Origin of the sequence: Glutamicibacter sp. NPDC127525 (assembly GCF_042672105.1) — a bacterium.
In the GTDB taxonomy this organism is placed as follows: Bacteria; Actinomycetota; Actinomycetes; order Actinomycetales; family Micrococcaceae; genus Glutamicibacter.
In genome coordinates, this window is the sequence record NZ_JBHXVN010000009.1 from 66,206 (window position 1) to 86,706 (window position 20,501).

The 20,501-nt window shown below is 57.8% G+C and carries 17 protein-coding genes; 9 read left to right on the plus strand and 8 right to left on the minus strand.

The features are described from left to right. Positions 1-32: 32 nt before the first annotated feature. A complete protein-coding gene (gene tnpA, locus ACFVHU_RS17115; RefSeq protein WP_388025684.1) occupies positions 33-407 on the plus strand; it encodes an IS200/IS605 family transposase in 375 nt (124 codons plus the stop codon). A gap of 494 nt (positions 408-901) precedes the next feature. On the opposite strand, the gene ACFVHU_RS17120 is transcribed toward tnpA, so the two are convergent. Further along, on the minus strand, positions 902-2,818 hold the full coding sequence (locus ACFVHU_RS17120; protein WP_388025555.1) for a winged helix-turn-helix domain-containing protein: 1,917 nt from the start codon (positions 2,816-2,818) through the stop codon (positions 902-904). A gap of 1,139 nt (positions 2,819-3,957) precedes the next feature. Between ACFVHU_RS17120 and ACFVHU_RS17125 the strand changes: the two genes are divergently transcribed. Together ACFVHU_RS17125 and ACFVHU_RS17130 are read left to right on the plus strand one after the other, a co-directional pair. Then, positions 3,958-4,782, plus strand: a complete 825-nt coding sequence (locus tag ACFVHU_RS17125) for an enoyl-CoA hydratase/isomerase family protein (RefSeq protein WP_388025558.1) — start codon at positions 3,958-3,960, stop codon at positions 4,780-4,782. Between the two features lie 24 nt (positions 4,783-4,806). Further along, positions 4,807-5,682 (plus strand): 3-hydroxyacyl-CoA dehydrogenase family protein, encoded by an 876-nt coding sequence (locus ACFVHU_RS17130; RefSeq protein ID WP_388025561.1) that lies wholly within the window; start codon positions 4,807-4,809, stop codon positions 5,680-5,682. Here the strand turns inward: ACFVHU_RS17130 and ACFVHU_RS17135 are convergent. Beyond that, positions 5,670-6,581 carry a LysR substrate-binding domain-containing protein gene (locus ACFVHU_RS17135; RefSeq protein ID WP_388025564.1) on the minus strand — a complete coding sequence of 304 codons (912 nt, stop codon included), beginning with the start codon at positions 6,579-6,581 and terminating at the stop codon, positions 5,670-5,672. The two genes, ACFVHU_RS17130 and ACFVHU_RS17135, sit on opposite strands and share 13 nt — an antisense overlap. Positions 6,582-6,737: 156 nt before the next feature. Here ACFVHU_RS17135 and ACFVHU_RS17140 point away from each other — a divergent pair, with 156 nt between their 5' ends. The 3 genes from ACFVHU_RS17140 to ACFVHU_RS17150 are packed head-to-tail and all read left to right on the plus strand — an operon-like array spanning position 6,738 to position 10,641. Next, positions 6,738-7,928 carry a CaiB/BaiF CoA transferase family protein gene (locus ACFVHU_RS17140; RefSeq protein WP_388025566.1) on the plus strand — a complete coding sequence of 397 codons (1,191 nt, stop codon included), beginning with the start codon at positions 6,738-6,740 and terminating at the stop codon, positions 7,926-7,928. 54 nt (positions 7,929-7,982) lie between these two features. Beyond that, complete coding sequence (locus tag ACFVHU_RS17145) at positions 7,983-9,221, plus strand: acyl-CoA dehydrogenase family protein (RefSeq protein ID WP_388025568.1); 1,239 nt, start codon at positions 7,983-7,985, stop codon at positions 9,219-9,221. Positions 9,222-9,270: 49 nt separating this feature from the next. After that, positions 9,271-10,641: an NAD-dependent succinate-semialdehyde dehydrogenase gene (locus ACFVHU_RS17150; RefSeq protein WP_388025570.1), complete on the plus strand. Its 1,371-nt coding sequence runs from the start codon at positions 9,271-9,273 to the stop codon at positions 10,639-10,641. A gap of 785 nt (positions 10,642-11,426) precedes the next feature. Here ACFVHU_RS17150 and ACFVHU_RS17155 read toward each other — a convergent pair. From ACFVHU_RS17155 to ACFVHU_RS17175, 5 genes are all read right to left on the minus strand, one after another. Then, positions 11,427-12,245 (minus strand): alpha/beta fold hydrolase, encoded by an 819-nt coding sequence (locus ACFVHU_RS17155; RefSeq protein WP_388025573.1) that lies wholly within the window; start codon positions 12,243-12,245, stop codon positions 11,427-11,429. A 925-nt stretch (positions 12,246-13,170) separates the two neighbouring features. Further along, positions 13,171-14,091 carry a glycine betaine ABC transporter substrate-binding protein gene (locus tag ACFVHU_RS17160; protein ID WP_388025576.1) on the minus strand — a complete coding sequence of 307 codons (921 nt, stop codon included), beginning with the start codon at positions 14,089-14,091 and terminating at the stop codon, positions 13,171-13,173. Between the two features lie 43 nt (positions 14,092-14,134). Then, positions 14,135-14,839 carry an ABC transporter permease gene (locus ACFVHU_RS17165; RefSeq protein ID WP_388025579.1) on the minus strand — a complete coding sequence of 235 codons (705 nt, stop codon included), beginning with the start codon at positions 14,837-14,839 and terminating at the stop codon, positions 14,135-14,137. Beyond that, a complete protein-coding gene (locus ACFVHU_RS17170; protein WP_388025582.1) occupies positions 14,797-15,456 on the minus strand; it encodes an ABC transporter permease in 660 nt (219 codons plus the stop codon). Before ACFVHU_RS17170 ends, ACFVHU_RS17165 begins: the two co-directional genes overlap by 43 nt. Then, on the minus strand, positions 15,453-16,265 hold the full coding sequence (locus tag ACFVHU_RS17175; RefSeq protein ID WP_388025584.1) for an ABC transporter ATP-binding protein: 813 nt from the start codon (positions 16,263-16,265) through the stop codon (positions 15,453-15,455). The genes ACFVHU_RS17170 and ACFVHU_RS17175 overlap by 4 nt, the downstream gene beginning before the upstream one ends. A gap of 55 nt (positions 16,266-16,320) precedes the next feature. On the opposite strand from ACFVHU_RS17175, the gene ACFVHU_RS17180 reads away from it, so the two are divergent. Genes ACFVHU_RS17180 through ACFVHU_RS17190 form a run of 3 tightly spaced genes read left to right on the plus strand, consistent with a single transcriptional unit; the run spans position 16,321 to position 18,874 of the window. Continuing rightward, a complete protein-coding gene (locus tag ACFVHU_RS17180) occupies positions 16,321-16,845 on the plus strand; it encodes a PadR family transcriptional regulator (protein WP_388025586.1) in 525 nt (174 codons plus the stop codon). Positions 16,846-16,850: 5 nt separating this feature from the next. Then, complete coding sequence (locus tag ACFVHU_RS17185; protein ID WP_388025588.1) at positions 16,851-17,843, plus strand: zinc-binding alcohol dehydrogenase family protein; 993 nt, start codon at positions 16,851-16,853, stop codon at positions 17,841-17,843. After that, positions 17,840-18,874, plus strand: coding sequence for an Rv2578c family radical SAM protein (locus ACFVHU_RS17190; RefSeq protein WP_388025591.1), 1,035 nt, complete (start codon positions 17,840-17,842; stop codon positions 18,872-18,874). Before ACFVHU_RS17185 ends, ACFVHU_RS17190 begins: the two co-directional genes overlap by 4 nt. A 519-nt stretch (positions 18,875-19,393) precedes the next feature. Here ACFVHU_RS17190 and ACFVHU_RS17195 read toward each other — a convergent pair. Next, a complete protein-coding gene (locus ACFVHU_RS17195) occupies positions 19,394-20,497 on the minus strand; it encodes an NAD(P)-dependent alcohol dehydrogenase (RefSeq protein WP_388025594.1) in 1,104 nt (367 codons plus the stop codon). Positions 20,498-20,501 lie beyond the last annotated feature (4 nt).

A 20,501-nucleotide genomic window follows, 5' to 3' on the forward strand; every position in this document is an offset into this window, starting at 1 on the left:
AAAACAACCATATACGACGTGGTAGATAAGCGATTTGGGAATGCCATGTTCATTTGGTGTTTGTGACAAAATATCGGCGTGACGCACTAACGGCTGAGATACTAGATCACTGCGAGCAGATCATGAGGGAAGTTTGCGGTTCCTTCGGAGCCGAGCTAGTTGAATTCAACGGTGAAGATGATCATGTGCATTTGCTGGTGAACTTTCCGCCCACGGTGCAACTCTCGAAGCTGGTGAACTCACTCAAAGGCGTATCGTCGCGATACTTGCGTCGTGATCACATGGCGCATTTGAGCCAGTTCCTATGGGGCGGCCACCTCTGGTCGCGGTCGTACTACGCCGGAACTGTGGGCGGGGCACCCCTGGAGGTAGTAGCGAAGTATGTTCAATCGCAACGTCGCCCATAGTGACCCCAGCGATTCACCTCCACTCTAAAGCGTGGAGTACCCTCGCAAACCACGATAGAAATATGCAGGTGGGGGCCAGAAACAGAACGTTTCTGGCCCCATCTGCATTTAGTTGTCTCAAGCAAAATTCGATGTTCCCGAAACTGCGTGGTGCTTTGCGTATCGGCTACAGATTTCAGTGCGAAGTGCGGAATTTTTAAGAAGCATCCAGTACATTTCTTCTGCGATTACCGGCGCGGGCTCATTTCCGGAAAGCTCTCGTATCAAGCAAGTCGTGGCAGCCCAATGGGCTACCTGGTTCAAGTCGAGGTCGACGATCTGATCCACTGTGCAGGAGTATCTCACCCGTTGCAACACTTTGCTCACCGTCCCTGGACGCCCATGTAGTGAAGAAGAATTCATTTGCGAGCAGAGGAGATCTCCCAATGCCCTATATGTTAATTAAGATTAGCATAATAAGGTGTCAAAAAGAATGATCAGATAGATTGAAAAGACTAGGCCGCGATCCGTTCGTAAGGGCGAAGGAGCGAAATATCGACAAGGGAAGCGTCGCTATCCGCGCCTGGATGGACCCAAAAGTAGTCCATCTCCGCATCATAGAGCTCATGCTCATCAAGAGGCCTGAAATCCTCTTCTGGACAATACTTCGGGGGAGGAGGCCCCACTATGGCCTCATCAGTAACCGGGTCGAAGATTTCGCGCTCATTCACCGGCGCCAAGTAGTAGCGACTTCCAGGAACTCTAGCCAGGTACTCATGCCAGGCTTTACGATCAGCACGGTATCGAGAGATCTGCTCAGTCATTTCATCAAGCGCACCAAGCATGTTTGCGAGCTGCCGAAGATTCGCTGAAATTCGTATGCGCCATACGCCATGGTCAAGATAGACCATGCCTAACGAAGACATTTCTTTCAATGCTTCGTACACGGCTGTCGCAGAGAGCCCCGTAGAACGAGCTATGTCTTTTCTCGACTGGTAAGGGGTTTCCTCAATCGACTCATACACAAGTGCTGCAACAGGCCCTAGAGCGCGAAATACAGGGCGAATTGAGTAGATCTTCCCTTTAGCCAACCGTTGGTCGTTTGCAACCAGCCGATCAGCAGATTCCAGGCGAAGCTCATACTCATCTGCCTCGCCAAGATAGCCCTTCTTCGTCTTGACAACGGGAGTTCCTGGAATCTGGACAAGCTCCTTAAGCAACTTAGAAATCGTGGCGAAGTGCATGCCAGTCGCAATAGCTAGTGCCCTACACCCAACAGCAAACCGAGTCTGCCCTGTCTTATGAGCAAACTCGAACAATGCCCGCAAGAGTACCCGAAGATAAATCCCCGATCGCATCCGAGAAAGCCTCTGATCAAAAAGATCAATCAGAGCCCTCATCTTCCGAATCTCCCTATGAATATCCCCCCGCTGTGAGTTAAGAGTGTCGTTCATGTTGCTTTTACGAACAGGGATAAAACTCTTGCTGACATGACGTTTTTCTACAAAAGATTCAGCTTTCAGGATTTCGGCTTGAAGTCGGGTGTTTTTAGCATCAGCTGAGTACTTGGAGTACAAGGCGGCAAGCCCTGGAAGCCGACCGGAGGTCATTTCGTTGTCGATCTGGTGAATGTCCCACCCGGACGATACAAGCGAGCAGATAACGGCCATGCGTGCTTCAGAAGGGGATGCATAAGAGCCTTCGAAAGGTGCTCCTTCTGCGATGGCGCGGGCCAGTGAAGTTTTCGGTTTGATGCTTGCAGCTCTTTGGACGGTGGGTTGAGCTGGGGCTAGAGAAGCTGTCGCTGTTTCGGGTACTGCAGGCTTGCTCACAGAGCAGTGCACAGCGTCATCGAGGAGCTGATTGATTGATTCAGCAGTGTTGCGCACTGTGAAGATCATCACTGACCGGTCGAAGTCAGTGATGAGGGTTTGGCTACCACCCTTTTTGTGCCTGCTACCTGGAACACGGATACAGCCATGCTTGGCCACCCGATGCGGGGAAGCGTCCAGAGAAGCCCAGTGCGTTGCGAGGTGTTCAACGAAGAACCTGGCATCGAGGCAGCTTAGAGTCTCGTTGAGCGGAATATAGATGTGGTGGCCACCCGAGATGGAGCGGTCGACTACATACAGAATGTTGAATGAATCAAGCCAAGTTCGGCATTCTTCGAGGTCACCTTCAAGAGAGGGGAACTTCGCATCGAAGTCGAGGCAGATAGTTTGTGCCTGGCCTTCAGCAGAATAGATCATGACTGCAGCGGGACGTGCTGGTGACCCCTGGCTGATGGTCCGTTCGTTGCTAGGAAGGTATTTGCCTTCGGCGTTCATCCAGCGGTAGGTGTTCCGGCCGGCGATTTTGGGTGCGAAGAAGTTCCATTGGGCATCTGCTGAGTCTGTGGATTCGCTCGCAAAATGGTATGTCCCTGTGGACAAGAGGGCATGGGAGTCCCTATATTGGTTCATAGACAGAGTAATCCTCCTGTGGGTATGCAAATGTCCGCCTTCCCTTCGGGGAAGGTTGTTAACGAAACAGTCCTTTCTTCTTTATGCGGTGGATCGGATTTATATGGATCAAACGAAACTCGCAATTTCGTTTAGATCGTGAAGGTTAGAAGCCTTCTCTGCATTACTCAGTTGGCGCTAAGTGATGCTTCAGACTTCTAAGATGAGTGGATCGGTTGGCGCTGATCCGCTCATCTTTTGTTTAACCAGCTTTAAGTTTGGGCTCCTCGTTCCTTTCGGCTGCTTGCTCAGACAAGAATAAGGGAATCCCGTTTTCGTCGAGGGGTAACTGATCGGCAAGGACTTCGAGGAAGTGGCCGGCGCTCATCCCAGAACGATGAGCGATTTCTTTGAACCTGGCTCGGCTTTCGGCCGAGATGGCATAAGTTGCAGTGACTGCATCTTTTCGCATTCCGTACCCAATCCGAGGGGTCGTTGTTGACGTGCTCATGCCCTTAAACCTAACCGAATCTTTATAACGTGTGAGTGTTGATGCGGGTGTGTCGGACTAAAATTAAGTCTGAAGTGGGTCAATCTTTAGAGCTCTCAGCCGATCCGAGAGGTGAGCGAGTGATTTTCAGCTCAGTTCTAGATCCCTTGAAGATGCCGTGGCGTGTATGCGCATAAGGACAAAAGCCTCCTCCTCTACCGTGAATGTGAATGAATGGACAGTTATCGGGCGTTGTTCTCGTCGATCTAGTTCAGTGAATTATTCACGTCAAGCCAAGAGTCATTAGATATCTGCATACCCTTATCATGCTTACTTATATGCAGTTTGCGTCTGACAGGATGCAGGTGGAACGAATCTAAACAACTGTCATAGCGGGCGGTTCGGACCAGTGCCTCGCTTACCATAGGGGTGCCTTTCACGCTTGATTCTCCGCGCTGGTGTTCGCTGAATCTTTGCTAAACGCAGCACGCATGATTACCGGTCGTACATGATATTAGTACTTAAATCGCATGAATAATGAAATGTCCAATCTAAACTTATTTTCATAGAGTATAAATAGTTCTGTCGACAAGTGGGAGTCACGTGATTAGTGCGCTGAACAAAGAAAAAGGAGAAAGGTATGTTAGAAAGAATTGAGACTCTTGTTCTGAGAGATGACATCGATGGCGTGGCATTGCTGACCGTTAATCGTCCCCAAGCGCACAATGCGATGAACCAGGATGTCATCAAGGTGATTCACGCGCTGCTCGATGATCTTGAATCCGATGACTCCGTGAACGTGATTGTCTTCACGGGCGCAGGTGAGCAATCCTTTGTCGCTGGCGCGGACATTAATGAGTTAGTCGCACGTACTCCGGTTGACGCCATCAAGGCGGTCATGCAGAACCTCTACGAGCGGATCTCCAAATTTTCCAAGCCGACGATCGCCGCTGTCAATGGTTTCGCGTTTGGTGGGGGGAGCGAGCTTGCCATGGCCTGTGATATCCGCATTGGTTCAACAAACGCACAGTTCGCTTTGCCTGAAACTGGACTGGGAATCATCCCTTCGGCTGGAGGAACGCAACGGTTGGCGCGCATCGTAGGCATCGGGCGAGCTACCGACATGATCCTTTCGGGGCGAAACTTGGCAGCCCGGGACGCGCTCCATGCAGGGTTGATCACGGAGCTAGTCGAGCCGGAGGAACTAATCGGGGCAGCCTTCAAATTGGCTGGTCGCATCGGTTCTAGAGGGCCCCTGGCGACTAAGCTTGCCAGGCTGGTGATCTCACGCGGGTTCGATGTGGATCATGAAACAGGGATGTTGCTCGAGCAGCTTGCCCAGGCATTAGCCTACAGCTCTCCTGAGAAGCACGAAGGGACCAGTGCGTTTGTGGAGAAGCGCCGTCCCGATTTTTCCAGAGTGCACCACGAACGTTCCGCGGCACCCGCATCAATCACGAAATAGAAGTTTTCGAAAGGACTAGCCCGGATGAATGCACCTGAATCTAAAGTCGAGCACATCACGGTCATTGGTGCCGGAACCATGGGCTCGCAGATCGCCATGGTATGCGCCCTGTCCGGATTCGAGACTGCGCTGGTGGACCTCAACGATGAGGCGCTGGAACGTGCTCGTGAGCAGCTATGGTCCCGCCTCGACCGAGATATGGTCAAGGGGCGCCGTACTAAGCAGGAGGTTCAGTCCGCGAAAGAGCATTTGAGCTTCGGATCCGATCTTGTGTCTGCGGCGATGGCCACGGATTGCGTGATTGAGGCAGCGGTTGAGGATCTGGGTATCAAGCGGAAGCTGTTTGCGCAGCTCGATGACATCACTCCGTCCCATGCACTGCTTGTAACTAATTCATCGAATATCGTTTCCTCCTTGGTCGCTGAAGCCACAACGCGTCCCGATAAGGTGTGCAACATGCATTTCTTCAATCCAGCAATGGTTATGGAATGCGTGGAAGTAGTTCCCCATGGACAAACTTCCACCGAAACGGTGCAGAGTATCTCCAAGCTGGCAGAGTCGCTTGGTAAGTCGGTAGTGACCGTAAACAAGGAGATCCCCGGGTTCGTCGCCAATCGCCTTCTGAATGCGATACGCAAGGAAGCCCTCTACTTGTACAACAACGGCGTAGCCAGTGTTGAAGACATCGATCGCGCGGCGAAGACCGCCTTGCGCCACCCCATGGGACCTTTTGAACTAATGGATCTAGTAGGTCTGGATGTCGTCTACCTGATTCGAATGGCGGAGTACAAGCAAACCGGCGACCCGGAGAGTTTGCCGGATCCGGCAGTCACGGACTTATACAAAGCAGGACGACTCGGCCGCAAGTCCGGCAGCGGGTGGTATGACTACGCCGGTTGACCGCCGATCTTGGCGGAAAAGATCTGGCGCGACAAGTCGATGACGTTGTGCAGGGCCGGTGCACGATCCTCGCGACGCCAGATCAATCGTGCCTCTAGCTGTGTGTTGTCTTCGCGCAGTGGGATATAGGCCACCCCTGGAATCGTGACGTTGCCAGGTACGGAATCGAGTGTCAGTGCGCACCCCATCCCAGTGCTCACGAGAACCAACTGAGTGAGAGTATCTGGGGCGATTTGCACAACTCGCGGTACGAAGCCTGAAGCCATTGCCAGGGTATTCATCCGATTTTGCAGCGCCGCGCTGAACCCCCCGGGCAGCGTGATCCATGGATCCATGGATAACTGGGCCATAGACAAGGAAGAACGGTCTGCCAAGGGATGGCTCTCGGGTAAAGCAGCGATGACTCGTTCCAGGGATATTACGTAGGAGTCTACTTCGGCGGGCAAAAAGTCCCAGCGACCGATAGCTAGGTCTAGCCCACGGTCCAAGACCCGTTCCAGGCCGATATGCGAGAACTGGGAGCTATGGAAATCAAGTTTGATCCCTGGACGCCTAGCACGGATTTCCCTGGCCAGAATTCCTATGCTGAGATTCGTTGATGCGCCGGCGAAACCGATGCGAACTTCACCAGTTTCGCCGGTCACTGCTGTCCGCACAATCTGTTTCGCCCTGCGGGAGGTCTCGACAAGCTCGGTCGCGGGTTCGATCAGGGCGGAGCCTGCGGCGGTCAATGACACGTGTCTTGTGCTGCGTTCGAGCAGTTGGGCGCCTAGGTTGTGCTCCAGTTGCTTGATAAGACGGCTCAGCGCTGGCTGGGCTATTCGCAATCTGGTGGCAGCGCGACCAAAATGCAATTCGTTGGCGACAGCCAAAAAGGCTTCTGCTTGGTGGACATCCATACTCGATCCTAACTTATGTGATTTGTCTATAAATCAATTCAAGATTAGGTCTTGGACTAGTAACAATCAAAGTGTTTTCATGAAATTGAAACAAAGCATCCACTGACACCGGAATGCATTGTTCTCAGGGACCAGTAAAACCGACGAGGAACTAACATGAGCGCAGCACAAATTCCGCCGCTTGCCGAGGCCCCCGGGCCGCTGGATGGCATAGTGGTGGCGGATTTTTCCCGTATTCTGGCGGGCCCATATTGCACCATGCTCTTGGCCGATATGGGCGCCACTGTGATCAAGGTCGAGGGGCCAGGGGGTGATGACACTAGGAGCTGGATTCCTCCGCAACGGGAAGGAATTAGCACCTACTACATGTCGATCAATAGAAATAAAAGCTCCATCAAACTTGATCTGGGCAATGAAGAGGACTTGTCCCGGGCATACCAGATTATCGATCGTGCCGATGTGTTCGTGGAGAACTTTAAACCCGGTGGGTTGGAGAAGTTCGGTTTGGATGCGGAATCGGTTGCGATCCGCTGGCCTCACATCATCCATGCATCGATCACCGGATTCGGCACCAGTGCCGGAGACAGCATGCCTGGCTATGACCTGTTGGCGCAAGCAATGTCGGGGATGATGTCACTGACCGGGGCGCCCGACGCGGATCCTCAGAGAGCTGGAGTAGCAGTATTCGATGTTATGACCGGGTTGCATACCGCGGTGGCTGTGCTCGGAGCACTGCAGGCACGCAATGCCACCGGCCAGGGACAACATGTGGCGCTTAACCTGCTTTCCTCTGCGATGTCGGGACTGGTGAATCAAACCACTGGATTTGTCGCCGCTGGAAATGTGCCCATGCGGATGGGCAATGACCATCCGAGCCTGTTTCCCTATGGCCCACTGCAGGCCGCCGATCGGCCGCTTGTGATCTGCTGCGGGAATGACTTGCAGTTCAACCGTCTGGCCAGCATTCTGGGCCAGCCGCACCTGGCAAGGCAACCGGAGTTCTCCTCGATGAGCCAGCGGAACGTTCATCGCGAAGAATTGCGCTCCCTGCTCGAGGAGGCTCTGGCAAAGCGAAGTGCCGATGAATGGTTCGACGAATTCCAAGACGCGGGGGTTCCATGCGCTCCGATCCTGACAGTCGGGGAAGGGATTGACTTCGCACAGCGGATCGGATTAGAGCCGGTCGCTTTGACCGGACGAGGCGATGCCAGGGTCCCGACGATCCGGCATCCAGCCGTGTTCAGCCGTAGCTCGATTCGCTACGACAAGGCACCGCCGGCCCTTGATGAAGACCGTGCCAGTGTGTTGCAGTGGCTGGAATCCTCCCGGCCGCGCGCGATGGCCTAGCCCGAAGTCCGGATTCCCGGAAAATGCAATCAACAAATTCGTTCGATTGGCCGCATGCCGATCATTGAGTTGGAAAGCTACCTTATGTCATCTGTTATCGATCACCCCGATTACTTCCTGCTTGATTCGGATCTGAGCTCTGCGGACTTGGCCTTGCGCGATAAGATCCGCGAGTTTGGGCGATTCTCGGTTGAGCCAATTATCAATGACTATTGGGAACGGGCTGAATTTCCCCGTGCAGTAATCCCGGCTTTAGGAGGCCTGGAGATCGTCGGGACCTTTATCCCTGGATACGGATGCCCGGGATTATCGCGTCATGCCGCGGGAATCGTGGCCCGCGAAATGGGAAGAATCGACGGATCGGTGAATACTTTCCTCGGTGTTCACTCCAACCTCTGCATGGGCTCGATCTATATGCTGGGCAACGAAGAGCAGCGCCAGCGCTGGTTGCCTTCACTGGCTCGCCTTGAAAAGACAGGTGCCTTCGCGCTGACGGAGCCCACGCACGGTTCCGATTCCGTGTCTCTGGAAACTTCCGCGCGCAGGGAAGGCGACCATTGGGTCATCAACGGGCATAAACGGTGGATCGGCAACGGTCATGAAGCCGAGGTCATTGTGCTCTACGCCCGAGATGTGGCCGATGGCAATGTCAAGGCATTCATCGTGGAAAAGGATAATTCCGGGCAGTATCCTGAGGGGTACCATCCGGTTCCGATCACCGGCAAGATGGGAAAACGGGCCATTTTGCAGGCGGATATCGTCATCACCAACATGCGCATTCCCGCGGAGAACCGGCTGGAGAACTGCGAGTCCTTCGCAGGGGTCAACCGTGTCCTAAAGGCTACCCGCGGCGGCGCATCCTGGGAGGCGGTCGGCCACGGAATGGCAGCCTTCGAACTAGCCGCACGTTACGCGATGGACCGTGAGCAATTCGGCGCCCCGATCGCCAGTTACCAGCTGGTTCAGGAAAAGCTGTCAACCATGCTCGCTGAATTGACTTCTATGCAGCTGATGTGCACTCGCATGGCCGAACTGCAGGAGCGCGATGAGTTGACTGCACCGATGGCCTCCATGGTCAAGATGTCCACCTCGCGCAAGGCCTTGGCGTTATGCCGGGAAGCGCGGGACATGATGGCGGGCAACGGCCTGCTGCTTGAAAATCATATGGCTCGGCATCTGACCGACATGGAAGTCGTTTCCACCTACGAGGGGACCGATTCCATGCAGGCCCTGATCCTGGGACGCGACATCACCGGAATCTCCGCCTTTACCCGCAACCGCAAGAGTCCCTGAGCATATGCCCGACGCGCGGTGCACTCACTTCCAACGACGAAAGAATGACATGACGACCATAACCACAGTGAATCCAGCCACCGGCGATCAGCTGGGACGTTTCGAACGTATTGACGACAGCGAGCTGGAACGGCGCATGGCCACGGCCGACCGGGCCCAAAAGCAATGGCGCAAGCGGCCATTGGAACGACGCTCGGCACTTTTGCATGCGGTGGCTGATCTGTACAAGGAACGTGCCGCAGAGCTGGCCCACGACATCGCTCTTGAAATGGGCAAGCCGTACAAGGCCGCGCTGGCAGAGATCGCACTGGTGAACTCGATTTTTGAGTACTATGCAGATCACGCCGGGAAAATGATGGAAACCCGGGACCTGGAAGTCTTTGGCGGCGGCACCGCTAGGCTGCGCAAGGATCCTATCGGGGTGCTTCTTGGTATCATGCCATGGAACTTTCCGCACTACCAGGTAGCGCGATTCGTAGCTCCCAACCTGATGCTGGGAAACACAACCATCATCAAGCATGCCTCCATCAGCGCACAATCGGCACAGAACATTGCCGACATTTTTTCCGCAGCGGGGGCTGACGAAGGCATCTATACCAATATCTTCGCGGATCACGCCCAGATCGAATCAATGGTGGCAGATACAAGAATCAAGGGGGTGTCGTTGACCGGTTCGGACGCTGCCGGAGAACGGATCGGCGCACTGGCTGGGAAGCACATCAAACCATGTGTGCTGGAACTTGGTGGCGCGGATCCCTTTATCGTGCTTGCCGATGCCGATGTGGATCGAGCAGCCAAGGCAGCCGTGGAAGGACGTTGCAATAATGCCGGGCAGCAGTGCACTGGAGCCAAGCGTTTCATTATCGAGGCGCCGGTGTACGACGAGTTCGTGGAGCTTTTCGTCAAGGGCATGGAAGGTGTGGTTGTCGGGGATCCCTTCGATGAGGCCACCGAAATGGGGTCGCTCTCATCGTCCGCGGCACTGCAGGAATTGGAGACGCAAGTCGCCCTGGCAGTGGCGGATGGAGCAGATGTGCTTACCGGCGGCCAGCGCCTGGAAGGCCCGGGGGCCTACTTTCCACCGACAGTGCTGGCTAATGTAGCGCCCGGGAACCGCGCCTACTATCAAGAGATGTTCGGCCCTGTAGCCATGGTTTTCAAGGTGGGTTCGGTCGCGGAGGCCATCGACTTGGCCAATGATTCGCCATACGGACTTTCCAGCGCGATCTTTTCCGGCGACAAGGAGATGGCCGAGCAGATCAGCGAGGACCTGGAAACAGGGATGGTCTACATCAACTCGGTATCGAAGAGTTCACCGGAATTGCCATTTGGCGGGGTGAAGCGCTCGGGCGTCGGACGTGAGCTTGGCCCTCTGGGGATTGATGAATTTGCGAACCTGAAACTCGTTCGCCGACCCTGAGCGACTCAGGGTGCCCAATAGCGGGACCAAATAGGGATGGATCATGGTGGTGATGCCAGGGTCGTTCCTCCTTGCGGTGTTGCCCGCCAGTACCCGCGTCAATGACGGCCACTGTCGCATACCAGCACCTTCCCAAAAGCGGGTCGCAAACGTCCTCGATCGCGATAAAATCGATTATGACTATCGTTGGTTCCGAGTCGAACGTGGAGCAGGAATGCGGTGCGTTCTTGCCCTTGCGGGATTGTTGTGCGGTGCTGCCCATCGGGAAGCCGGAGATGATGTCAGGCACGGCGAGCGCTGGAAGAGGTCCAATGCATGCGGGCGCCAGGGGTCGCCTTGGCTGCGGAAGGCGTGCGACCGGTCCTGGCGAAGACCTGTGCTCGATTCCGGCCGCGGTCTGTGTTTCATTCGCCAATGGATCGCCTGCGCCACGCCGTTGCAGCTAAGCATTGTGACGGCCAGTGGGGTGTCGATCCGCTTCCAGTTGGCCAACCCATGGGCTCCGAGAGCTTGGACGAGACTGGAGACGAGCACGAAGATCGGAACGAGCCTGCCGCCGAGACCCCGCGCGATCCGGGGTACGGGCCGTGGGGGCTTAGCGTCTTTGCATGCTGCGAGGCCGTTGTGGATTCCGAGGGGGATCAGTGACTCCGATTGTGCTGGCCCGACGGCGCGGTCAAGCAATCGACATAATTTTGAATTGCCAACTTTCCATATTTTGCAGCCAGGAGTCAGCCCGGCCGGGTGTGGCAGCAGGGAGCAGCAACGCTAGAGGATTTCTTGGGCTATGTCAGGCAGGCGTTCAGGGTGGATGCAAACCTGACCAACTCAGCTGCCACCAAGTCCGGTGCAGATGCGTTGGCTCCGTGTCCTTGGCCAGGGAGAACCGCGAACGTCGATTGGGGGAGCGCCTCGTGCATTTGCCGCGTAACATCGACCAGCCATGCCGGGCTCAGCTCGCCAGCCATCATGAGTGCAGGTGTGGCCAGCGTTGACAGGCGCTGAATGTCGAAAGTGAAGCTGTCGATCGCGGCAAGCTCGCGGGTCCAGGTTGGCGTCAGGGGCATGAGCTTGGACCACTCCGGAGTTTGAGCAAATGCCGTTGCCTCATCGGCTGTGAGGCCGACATAGTTTTCGACTCCGAATCGGAGGGCAGCGTCCATATCGCCGCTCGCCACGAGAGTACTAAACGGCGCGAGCGCCGCACCTGCGACTGGCCCATTCAGGGGCAGTCCGGGTTCGTACAAGGCTAGGCCGGATATCGCGCGGTCTATCGAAAGAGCGAGGCTTACCAGTCCTCCGAAGGAGTGGCCGAACAGGATGGCCTCCGGTCCGGCGAGATCGAGGACTGATGAAACATCTTCAACTTCCCGCTGGAGGCTGTACTCGCTGTGGTCTCCGCTGGCAGCCCGGCCGCAGCGATCGATGGCATACGTGGTCAGGTAGGGGGCGGTTGCATCCGCGACGGCTTGCCAGTCACGCGCGGTACCGAGCGAACCTGGCACAATAACCATGGGCGGCCCTTCCCCAGTGACTGTTACTGACAGCATCGTGCCGTCCTTGGAAGCGACGTTTATCAAGGCATGTGCTGGAGGCAGTGCCATGTCTATTCACCTCATTGTGTGCGGGTTGGGCAGATTGATTCCGGGAGGATCACTGCGTTGGGATCTACCTGTGAGGGGACTCACGGGATAGCCTAGCGTGGCTTGGTTTTCAATATCCAATACCAATTTCCTCTTCGGCATTCCGTGCTTCGTATCAATCATTATCGACGTAGGGCGAACCGGGCGATGAGGGCTTGACGCGGGTCCTTGGGCTCGCAGCGAGCTCTTCCGGGCTCTGGCCTATAGGTCATAGGGGGCCTGAAAACTGACGACGCCCTGGATTTGAAGCGGGCCAGGATCCAATTCATCAGGGGTTGCCCATCAGCGCGAACCATGATGGGTAGACCCATACTTGGATCATCTACCAGCCACCGGTGAAAAAAGCGGCAGGGACCCAGTGATGGCAATGTGTCAGCTGCAATGCCAGAACGAGTTTCAAACGTCCAGATGCCGCCCAGCGAAACATCCTCTTCGGCTTCGCCAACTGGCTAATGAGCAAGCACGCCCAGGCCGAGTGCTAAGACTTCCAAGCGCACCATGCGGCGGTGTTGGAACGTTTACTCGTTGCTGAACGGCACACGCCGGTGAAGTCTTTGACGAGATCCAGATCGACGGCATATGTGACTGGTGGGTTACTTTGCCGCAGGCGGGACCGATCCTGCTAGTGGGTACTAGCATTGCCAAGCTCTAAAGGGGAGAGTGGCAGGTTATCCCGCTTGAAATGGTGAGCATGCTACCGGGGATCAGCGGAGCATGCGGCCGGTGCATGAGAGGGGCCGCGCCACACAACCGGCCCGTTGCCAGCTCGTTGAAGAACGGCGTCAGCCCCGTGCCCATCCTCTCGACTGCTGGACGCTCCCGTGAAGCGTTCGCGATAGCCACGTGCTGGGTCGTCGAGCTGTTGTCCATACAGCTGGCTCGTGCGCTAGATGAGGCCCTCGTCTCTGAGCCAGTTCTTGGCGATCTCCGCGGCTGGGAGCTGGTCGGTGACGCTGCGCTTGTCGAGGGCGATGAGGTCTTCGGGGCTCATCGCTGCGCTGACCTTGTTGATGATTCCGGCGGCCTTCCCATCGATCTTGTCGCTGGCGAGCGGAACAACGTTGGAGGAGAGGAAGAGGCCCTTGGTGTCTTCGAGAGAGATGAGGCTATTCTCCTGGATGGACGGGTCGGCGGTGTAGATGATCGCCAACTGCACGTCGTCGTCCTTGAGCGCTTTGACGGTGAGCGGGCCGCCGCCGTCCTCGATCGGGGTGAACTCCACATCGATGCCATAGGTGTTCTTCAGGCCATTCGGCCCGTTGGGCCGGTCCTCGCCTTCAGAGTTGCCGCCAAGGGTGAGCGGCGTCGTGACCTTGGCGAGGTCCTCGATCGTGTGAACGTCCCACTTTTCGGAGAACGCCTGGGTAACGACGTAGGAGTCCTGGTCGGTGGCGGGCGACCGGTCTAGAACGCGAAGACCTTCGGGTGCGGCACCCTGCAATGCGGCGTAGACATCATCTGGCAGCCGAGCTTCGGTATCGGGGTCCCAGAATTGGAGCGCTGGCCCCGAGTACTCGGGGAAAAGATCGATCGCACCGGATTCGATCTCGGGCAGGTAAGCTTCGCGCTGTCCGATACGGAACTGCCGATCCACGTCGTATCCAGCGTCCTCAAGCGTTTGCGCATACGCCTCGGCGATGATCTCGTTCGAATAGTAGTCCTGCGAGCCGACAACGATCGTTTCGGTCGCAACGGTCGCAGCACTGCCCTCGTTTAGCGGGTCATTTGCTCCGCTGCAGGCGGTGAGTGCCAGCATGCTGACGAGCGCGAGCGCGGCGAAAGATTTCGTGCGGTTCAATCGGGACATTGTGATTCCTTTACGGTGTTGTTGATTGCCGGCGGGCGCCGAATCATATCGCAGGTGCTGCGATGCGATGTGCGAGGCGCTGGCATCCGGCGAGGGCGAGTTCGAAGACTAGTGCGAGGAGGATGACGAGGATCGAGCCACCGAGCATCTCGCCGTAGTCGCGGGATTTGAGTCCGGCGAAGAGATAGCGGCCGAGGCCTGCATCAGCCGTGTAGGCGGCGAGCGTGGTGGTTGCGACGAGCTGGATGGTCGCGGCGCGGATGCTGCCGACGAGGACAGGCAGTGCCAACGGCAGTTCGACACCCAGGAGCACCTGGGCCGGGCGCATTCCGATAGCGCGAGCAGCCTGCGGGATCTGGACATTGATTGCTTCAACACCTGAGTAGGCGCCTGCCAGCAGCGAGGGGATCGCGAGAATCACGAGTGCGATGAATGGCGCTTCGACTCCAATCCCGAGCCACAGGCCCAGCAGGGTCAACAGTCCCAAGGTCGGGATCGCGCGGATGCCTCCGGCGAGCGCGCCAGCGAGGGCAGCCCCGCGCCGGGCGTGCCCAATGACCATCCCGGCCGGTATGCCGATGGCGAGCGCAACCAGCAGGGCCAGCACGGTGATGGTGATGTGCTGGAAGAGACGGTGAGGGATACCCGAGACGCCCGACCAATTCGCGGGGTCGATCAGCCAGGCCCAAGCCTCGATGAGCAGGTTCATGCCGATACCGCCCTTCCCGCGCGCGCCTGCCGTGCCCATGGGGCCAGCGAACGCCCGGCCAAAAGCAGGAGGGCATCGATGATGAGGGCGAGGAAGACGGTGGCGATGACTCCAACCGCGACTTCGCCCGCAATGCCGCGCTGGAATCCATCGGTCATGAGAGTGCCAAGGTTCTTCACTCCGATGAGGGCCCCGATGGTGACGAGGCCGATCGTGGAGACCGAGACGACGCGCAGGCCCGCGATGAGCAACGGAGCCGCAAGAGGCAGGTCGACGTGCCAGAATACTGCGCGTGGCGCATAGCCGATCGCGGTGGCCGTATCCCTCGTCCCCTGGTCGACTGATCCGAACGCGTCAGCGCTGGTCCGTACGAACAGGGCGACACCGTAAACCGTGAGCGCGATGACCATCGTCGAAGCGGATCGCAGCGCCACCCCGAGAATCACCGGAATGACGATGAGCAGCGGCAACGACGGGACCGCGTACAGCAACGTCGCGACTCCGAGCACTGCGCCTCCGGCCCTGGGCCTCGTGTTGGCGAACCTCCCGAGCGGAATCGCGATCACGGCGCTGAGCAGGATCGCCGGGATCGACAAGGCCAGGTGCGCCAAGAGGAGATCGAGGACCTGTGGCCAGTTGAGCGACAACCACGTCATTTGGAGACCGCTCCGACGGGGCGCCCGTTGCCGTCCAGGACGATCGTGCGCGAACCGCGGGTTTGGAGTCGCATCTGGCGCTCAGCCCGGTCGGCACCGATGAAGCCGCGCACGAATTCATCCGAAGGAAATGCGAGAACTTCCGATGGCGTGCCGTGCTGGGCGATGGCGCCGCCGGGCTTCAGGATCACGACCTCGTCACCGAGGCGGAATGCTTCCTCGATGTCGTGCGTGACGAAGAGGATTGTCTTGCCCAGGTCCCGCTGCAGGCGCAGCAGTTCGTCCTGGAGTTCTCGGCGCACGATAGGGTCGACAGCTCCGAATGGCTCGTCCATGAGGAGAATGTCCGGCTCGGGTGCGAGCGCCCGGGCCACGCCCACGCGCTGCTGCTGGCCACCGGAGAGTTGTCGCGGATACCGCCTGCCCAGTGCCCGGTCAAGGCCAACGCGATCCATCAGCTCCAGCGACCGCTCGCGAGCCTGCGCCTTGCCGACGCCGTTCAGGCGCAGGACGACTGCAACGTTGTCGAGAACGGTTCGGTGCGGCATGAGTCCGCCGGATTGCAGGACGTAGCCGATTGATCGCCTCAAGCGAACCGGGTCGCCCAAAGCGACATCTTCGCCGTCGATGAGGATCCGGCCAGAAGTGGGCTCCACCATTCGATTAACCATGCGCAGCAGCGTTGTCTTCCCCGAACCCGACGAGCCAACAAGGGCAATCGTGCGGTGCGAGTCGACCCGCAAGGAGAAGTCGGCAACAGCCAGGGTGCCATCCGGGTAGGCCTTGGTGACATGTTGGAACTCGATCATGATGAATAGTATACATCGAAACGTTGTACATCGAATCGTGGTGTATCGTTGAATCATGATTGATTTGATGATTCTCGGATTCCTCGCCGATGGGCCCCTGCACGGCTACGAGTTGCGCCGCAAAATGGAACAGCTGCATGGCCATGCCCGCAAGATCAGCGACGGTACCTTGTATCCGGCGATCAAGCGTTTGGCCAAGGCCGGGTTTCTGGGCGAGCAGGTCGAACCCGGTGTAGGGAGCGTTCCCCGGAAGACCCTGAGCCTCACGGCCACCGGTCGAGAACGGCTGGAATCGCTGTTGCGTGGGGTCGAGGGGCAGGACCTCACCGACTTGAACAGCTTCTTCGTCGTGCTTGCGTTCCTTGCGCACCTGCCCGATCCGGCAGAGCGTCGGGCTGTCTTGCAGCGCCGCCTTGATTTTCTTGAGCAGCCAGCGAGCTTCTTCACGTCGGGCGGACGGGCACTGAAGAGCGCCGAGATCACCGACCCCTACCGGCGGGGAATTTTCGTGACAGCCAAGGCAGCGAACAGTGCGCAACGCGCCTGGCTGTGTGAACTGCTCGAAGCGGATTCGGAGTGACCACGATGGAACAAACGATGCGCGCAATCGTGCTCGACGGCCCCGGCCCGGTCGAATCCCTCAAGATCCGCGACGTCCCGATCCCGTTACCGAAGCCGGGATGGGTGCGCATCAGGGTGAAGGCGTTCGGCATCAATCGTTCGGAGCTGCACACGAGGCTCGGCTTCGCCGGTGAAGCGGTCACCTATCCTCGCGTGCTTGGCATCGAGGCCACCGGTGTTATCGATCTTGACCCCAGTGGCACGCTGGTCCCTGGCCAGCAGGTTGTGACGATGATGGGAGGCATGGGTCGAAGCTTCGACGGCGGTTATGCTGAATACACCTGCGTGCCGCTGGGGCAAGTCATCCCTTTCACCTCGAATCTCGGCTGGGAATCGCTCGGCGCGGTTCCCGAGATGCTCCAAACTGCCTACGGATCGCTTAATGTGGGCATGGACTTCCAAGCCGGCCAGAGCATTCTCATCCGGGGTGGCACATCCTCGATCGGGATGGCTGCCGTAGCACTGGCCAAACGCCAGGGTGCCGCTGCCATCTTCGCCACTACGAGGAATCCTGCCAAGGCCGGTGCGCTGCGCCGCCTTGGCGTCGATCACGTACTTATCGATGACGGTGGCATAGCCGCTCAGATCCGCGCCATCCTGCCCGGCGGGGTGGATTCAGCCCTCGAGCTCGTCGGAACACCGACCCTGCAGGACACGCTCCGTGCCGTGCGGGTGCACGGCACGGTGTGCTTCTCGGGGATGCTCTCGAATCAGTGGACTGTCAAAGATTTCTATCCGATCGAGTATCTGCCCAAGGGCGTGCGCCTCACCGCGTACTCCGGGGGGCCGGAGGATCTTCCTGCCGACATCCTGCAGGCGTATCTAGATGACGCGCAGCGCGGCATGGTCCCGATCCCCGTCGACGAGGTTTTCTCCTTCGAGCGCATTCATGATGCCCACCGCAAGATGGAATCCGGGGCTGCGGCCGGCAAGCTCGTCGTCTTGACCGAACGATGACTGGCGAGCAGTTCGATGCACTGATCCCAAAGCCAACGCGCTGGGATGCCCAGAAGCAGGATGTCGGACGGGAGGAAACCACTGGGGCACCTATCCTTAAGCTGGCTGGTGCGACGCGCATTGTCCGCACACCGGAATTCGCCGGTGTGGTGTTCCACGAGGTCGAGGCCAAATCTGCGCTCACGAAAGTACCTGAATCGTCGCGCATGCCTTTCCGATGGACCATCAATCCCTATCGCGGGTGCACGATGGGCTGCCGCTACTGCTTCGCCCGCGGGTCGCACGCCTACCTCGGGTTGAACAGCGGTCCCGACTTCGACCAGCAGATCGTCGTCAAGACAAACATCGTTGATGTCCTCGACCGCGAACTTACCCGCAAACGCACTTGGCAGCGCGAATTGGTCGCTTTGGGTACCAATACCGATCCATATCAGCGCGCTGAAGGCAGATACCAGTTCATGCCGGGCATTATCCAGGTACTCGCCACGCATTGCACCCCGTTCTCCATTCTGACCAAAGGCACCCTGATCCGCCGGGACATCCCAGCGCTCGTCGCAGCCCGTCAAGTTGTCAAGGTTGAAATCAGCATGTCCATCGCGATCCTCGACGAATCGCTTCGCCGGCTCCTCGAACCGGGGGCGCCGGCCGCCACCGCACGCCTTGAAACGGTGCGCCAACTCTCAAGTGCGGGCTTCGACGTCACCGTATTCCTCATGCCGGTGATCCCGTTTCTCACAGATTCCGACGAGCAACTTGGCGACGCGCTCCAACGAATTAAGGACGCCGGGGCATCGACCGTACGGCACGGGGTTATGCACCTTCGCCCCGGCGCGCTCGAATCGTTCCAGGCATGGGTTCGACAGAACCGTCCCGACCTCGGAAAGCGCTACAGCAAACTCTTCGGCACCGGAGCAAACGCGCCCCTCGGATATCGGAAGCTGATCAGCGAGAAAGTCCACGCCTTGGCCGCGCAACTCGAGCTTCGCTCGTTGGACGATGAAGACCAGCCCCTGGCTCGGGTGGCCTTCTAAGGCTCAAGGCTGCGGGGGACTCGGTAATCGCTTGGAGATTTCGATGGCCGCCGCCGATGCGCCGGATATCCTACTCTTGGATGTCGAAAGTGTTCTTTTCCAGCTGATGCTGTTGACAGCTGCCTGCGGCGAGAGGAAGGGGGGGCGCATGCGCTGATCGGCCAAGCAGCGCCAGCTAAGCGCAGGCCATAGTGGCGTTCGGGAATTGAGGCTGCCTTGGAGCTCGTGGGAAACTCCATGATGCGTTGCAGGCTACCGAGCTTCAGGGGCATCGTGATTACGAGTGAGCTCCCCAAAGTGTGGGTGACGAGGGGATTTTCGGCTCTGATACTGGCTGTCACCGAGGGCGCTCTTGACCGCAGCTATGGCATAGAGCAGATCCAGCAAAATTGCATAATGCATGAAATGGATAGGAGTTGCAGGAATCCGATGCCATTCCAGGGTTTGTCGTGGCATGAGAATGGGCCGGAGGCACCCGTGACGGATGGATCCGACCCACTATCCTGCTGGCAAATTGGGTTAGAAGACGATAATCGGCTTCACAGTCTTGCCGGATTTCGAGTCCTCGAATCCCTGGTTGATGTCCTTGAATGCGTATTCCTTCACCAATTTTTCAAAGGGGAAGCGTCCGTTTTTCCAGAGCTGGATCAAGCGGGGAATGAATACTTGAGGGACAGAACTGCCCTGCACCACGGTTTTGAAGGTCCAACCCTTGACCAGCGAACCTCCAACTTCGAAGGTGGCTTCGGTCCCTGGCTTGGCTGCGCCGACCAGTGCGACGGTACCGCGAACACCCAATGAGTCCGCTGCGGCCCGTAGCAGTTCGGGCCTCGCGGTGGTATCGACAACATAGTTGACCCCATTGCCGCCGGTGATTTCGTCCAACCGTGCCGCGATGTCCTCGGTCAATGAGTTGATGACATGGGTTGCCCCAAGTTCCTTGGCCAAGGCCAGGCGGTCATCATGGATGTCCACCGCGACGATAATTCCGCATTCGGAGGCGAATGCCGCCATGATGGCCGCATCGCCTACGGCGCCGGCGCCGAAGACTACAAGGGTCGAGCCGATTTCGGGCTTCAGCTCATTCAGAACGGTTCCGGCACCCGTGTTGAAGCCGCAGCCTAGCGGGCCGAGGTGCTCCAGCGGAACATCCTTGTCGATCTTGACCACCGACTCCTCAACAACGTTGGCGAAGGTGCTGAACGAGGACTGGCCGAAGAAATGCGAAGAAACCATTTCGCCGTCCGCCGCGGTCAGCGAGGTGCTTCCGTCGTGGCGTCGTCCGCCGAAATCAGCGGCGAACAGGTTTTCGCAATAGGCCATCTCCCCTTTCCGGCACTGCTTGCAGTGCCCGCAGTACGCGGCGGCCAGCACCACGTGATCACCGGGGGAGACTGTAGTCACCGAATCGCCGACGGACTCGACCACTCCAGCGCCTTCGTGGCCCAGCACCGCAGGATGCGGGGTCGGGTAGATTCCGTCTCGCACAACCGCGTCCGTATGGCAGATTCCTGTCGCCACCATGCGAACACGTACTTCGTTGTGCCGGGGGGCATCGAGCTCCAATTCTTCGATTGCCAAAGGTTTTCCGTGGCCGCGGGCCACGGCTGCCGAAATCTTCATGGTG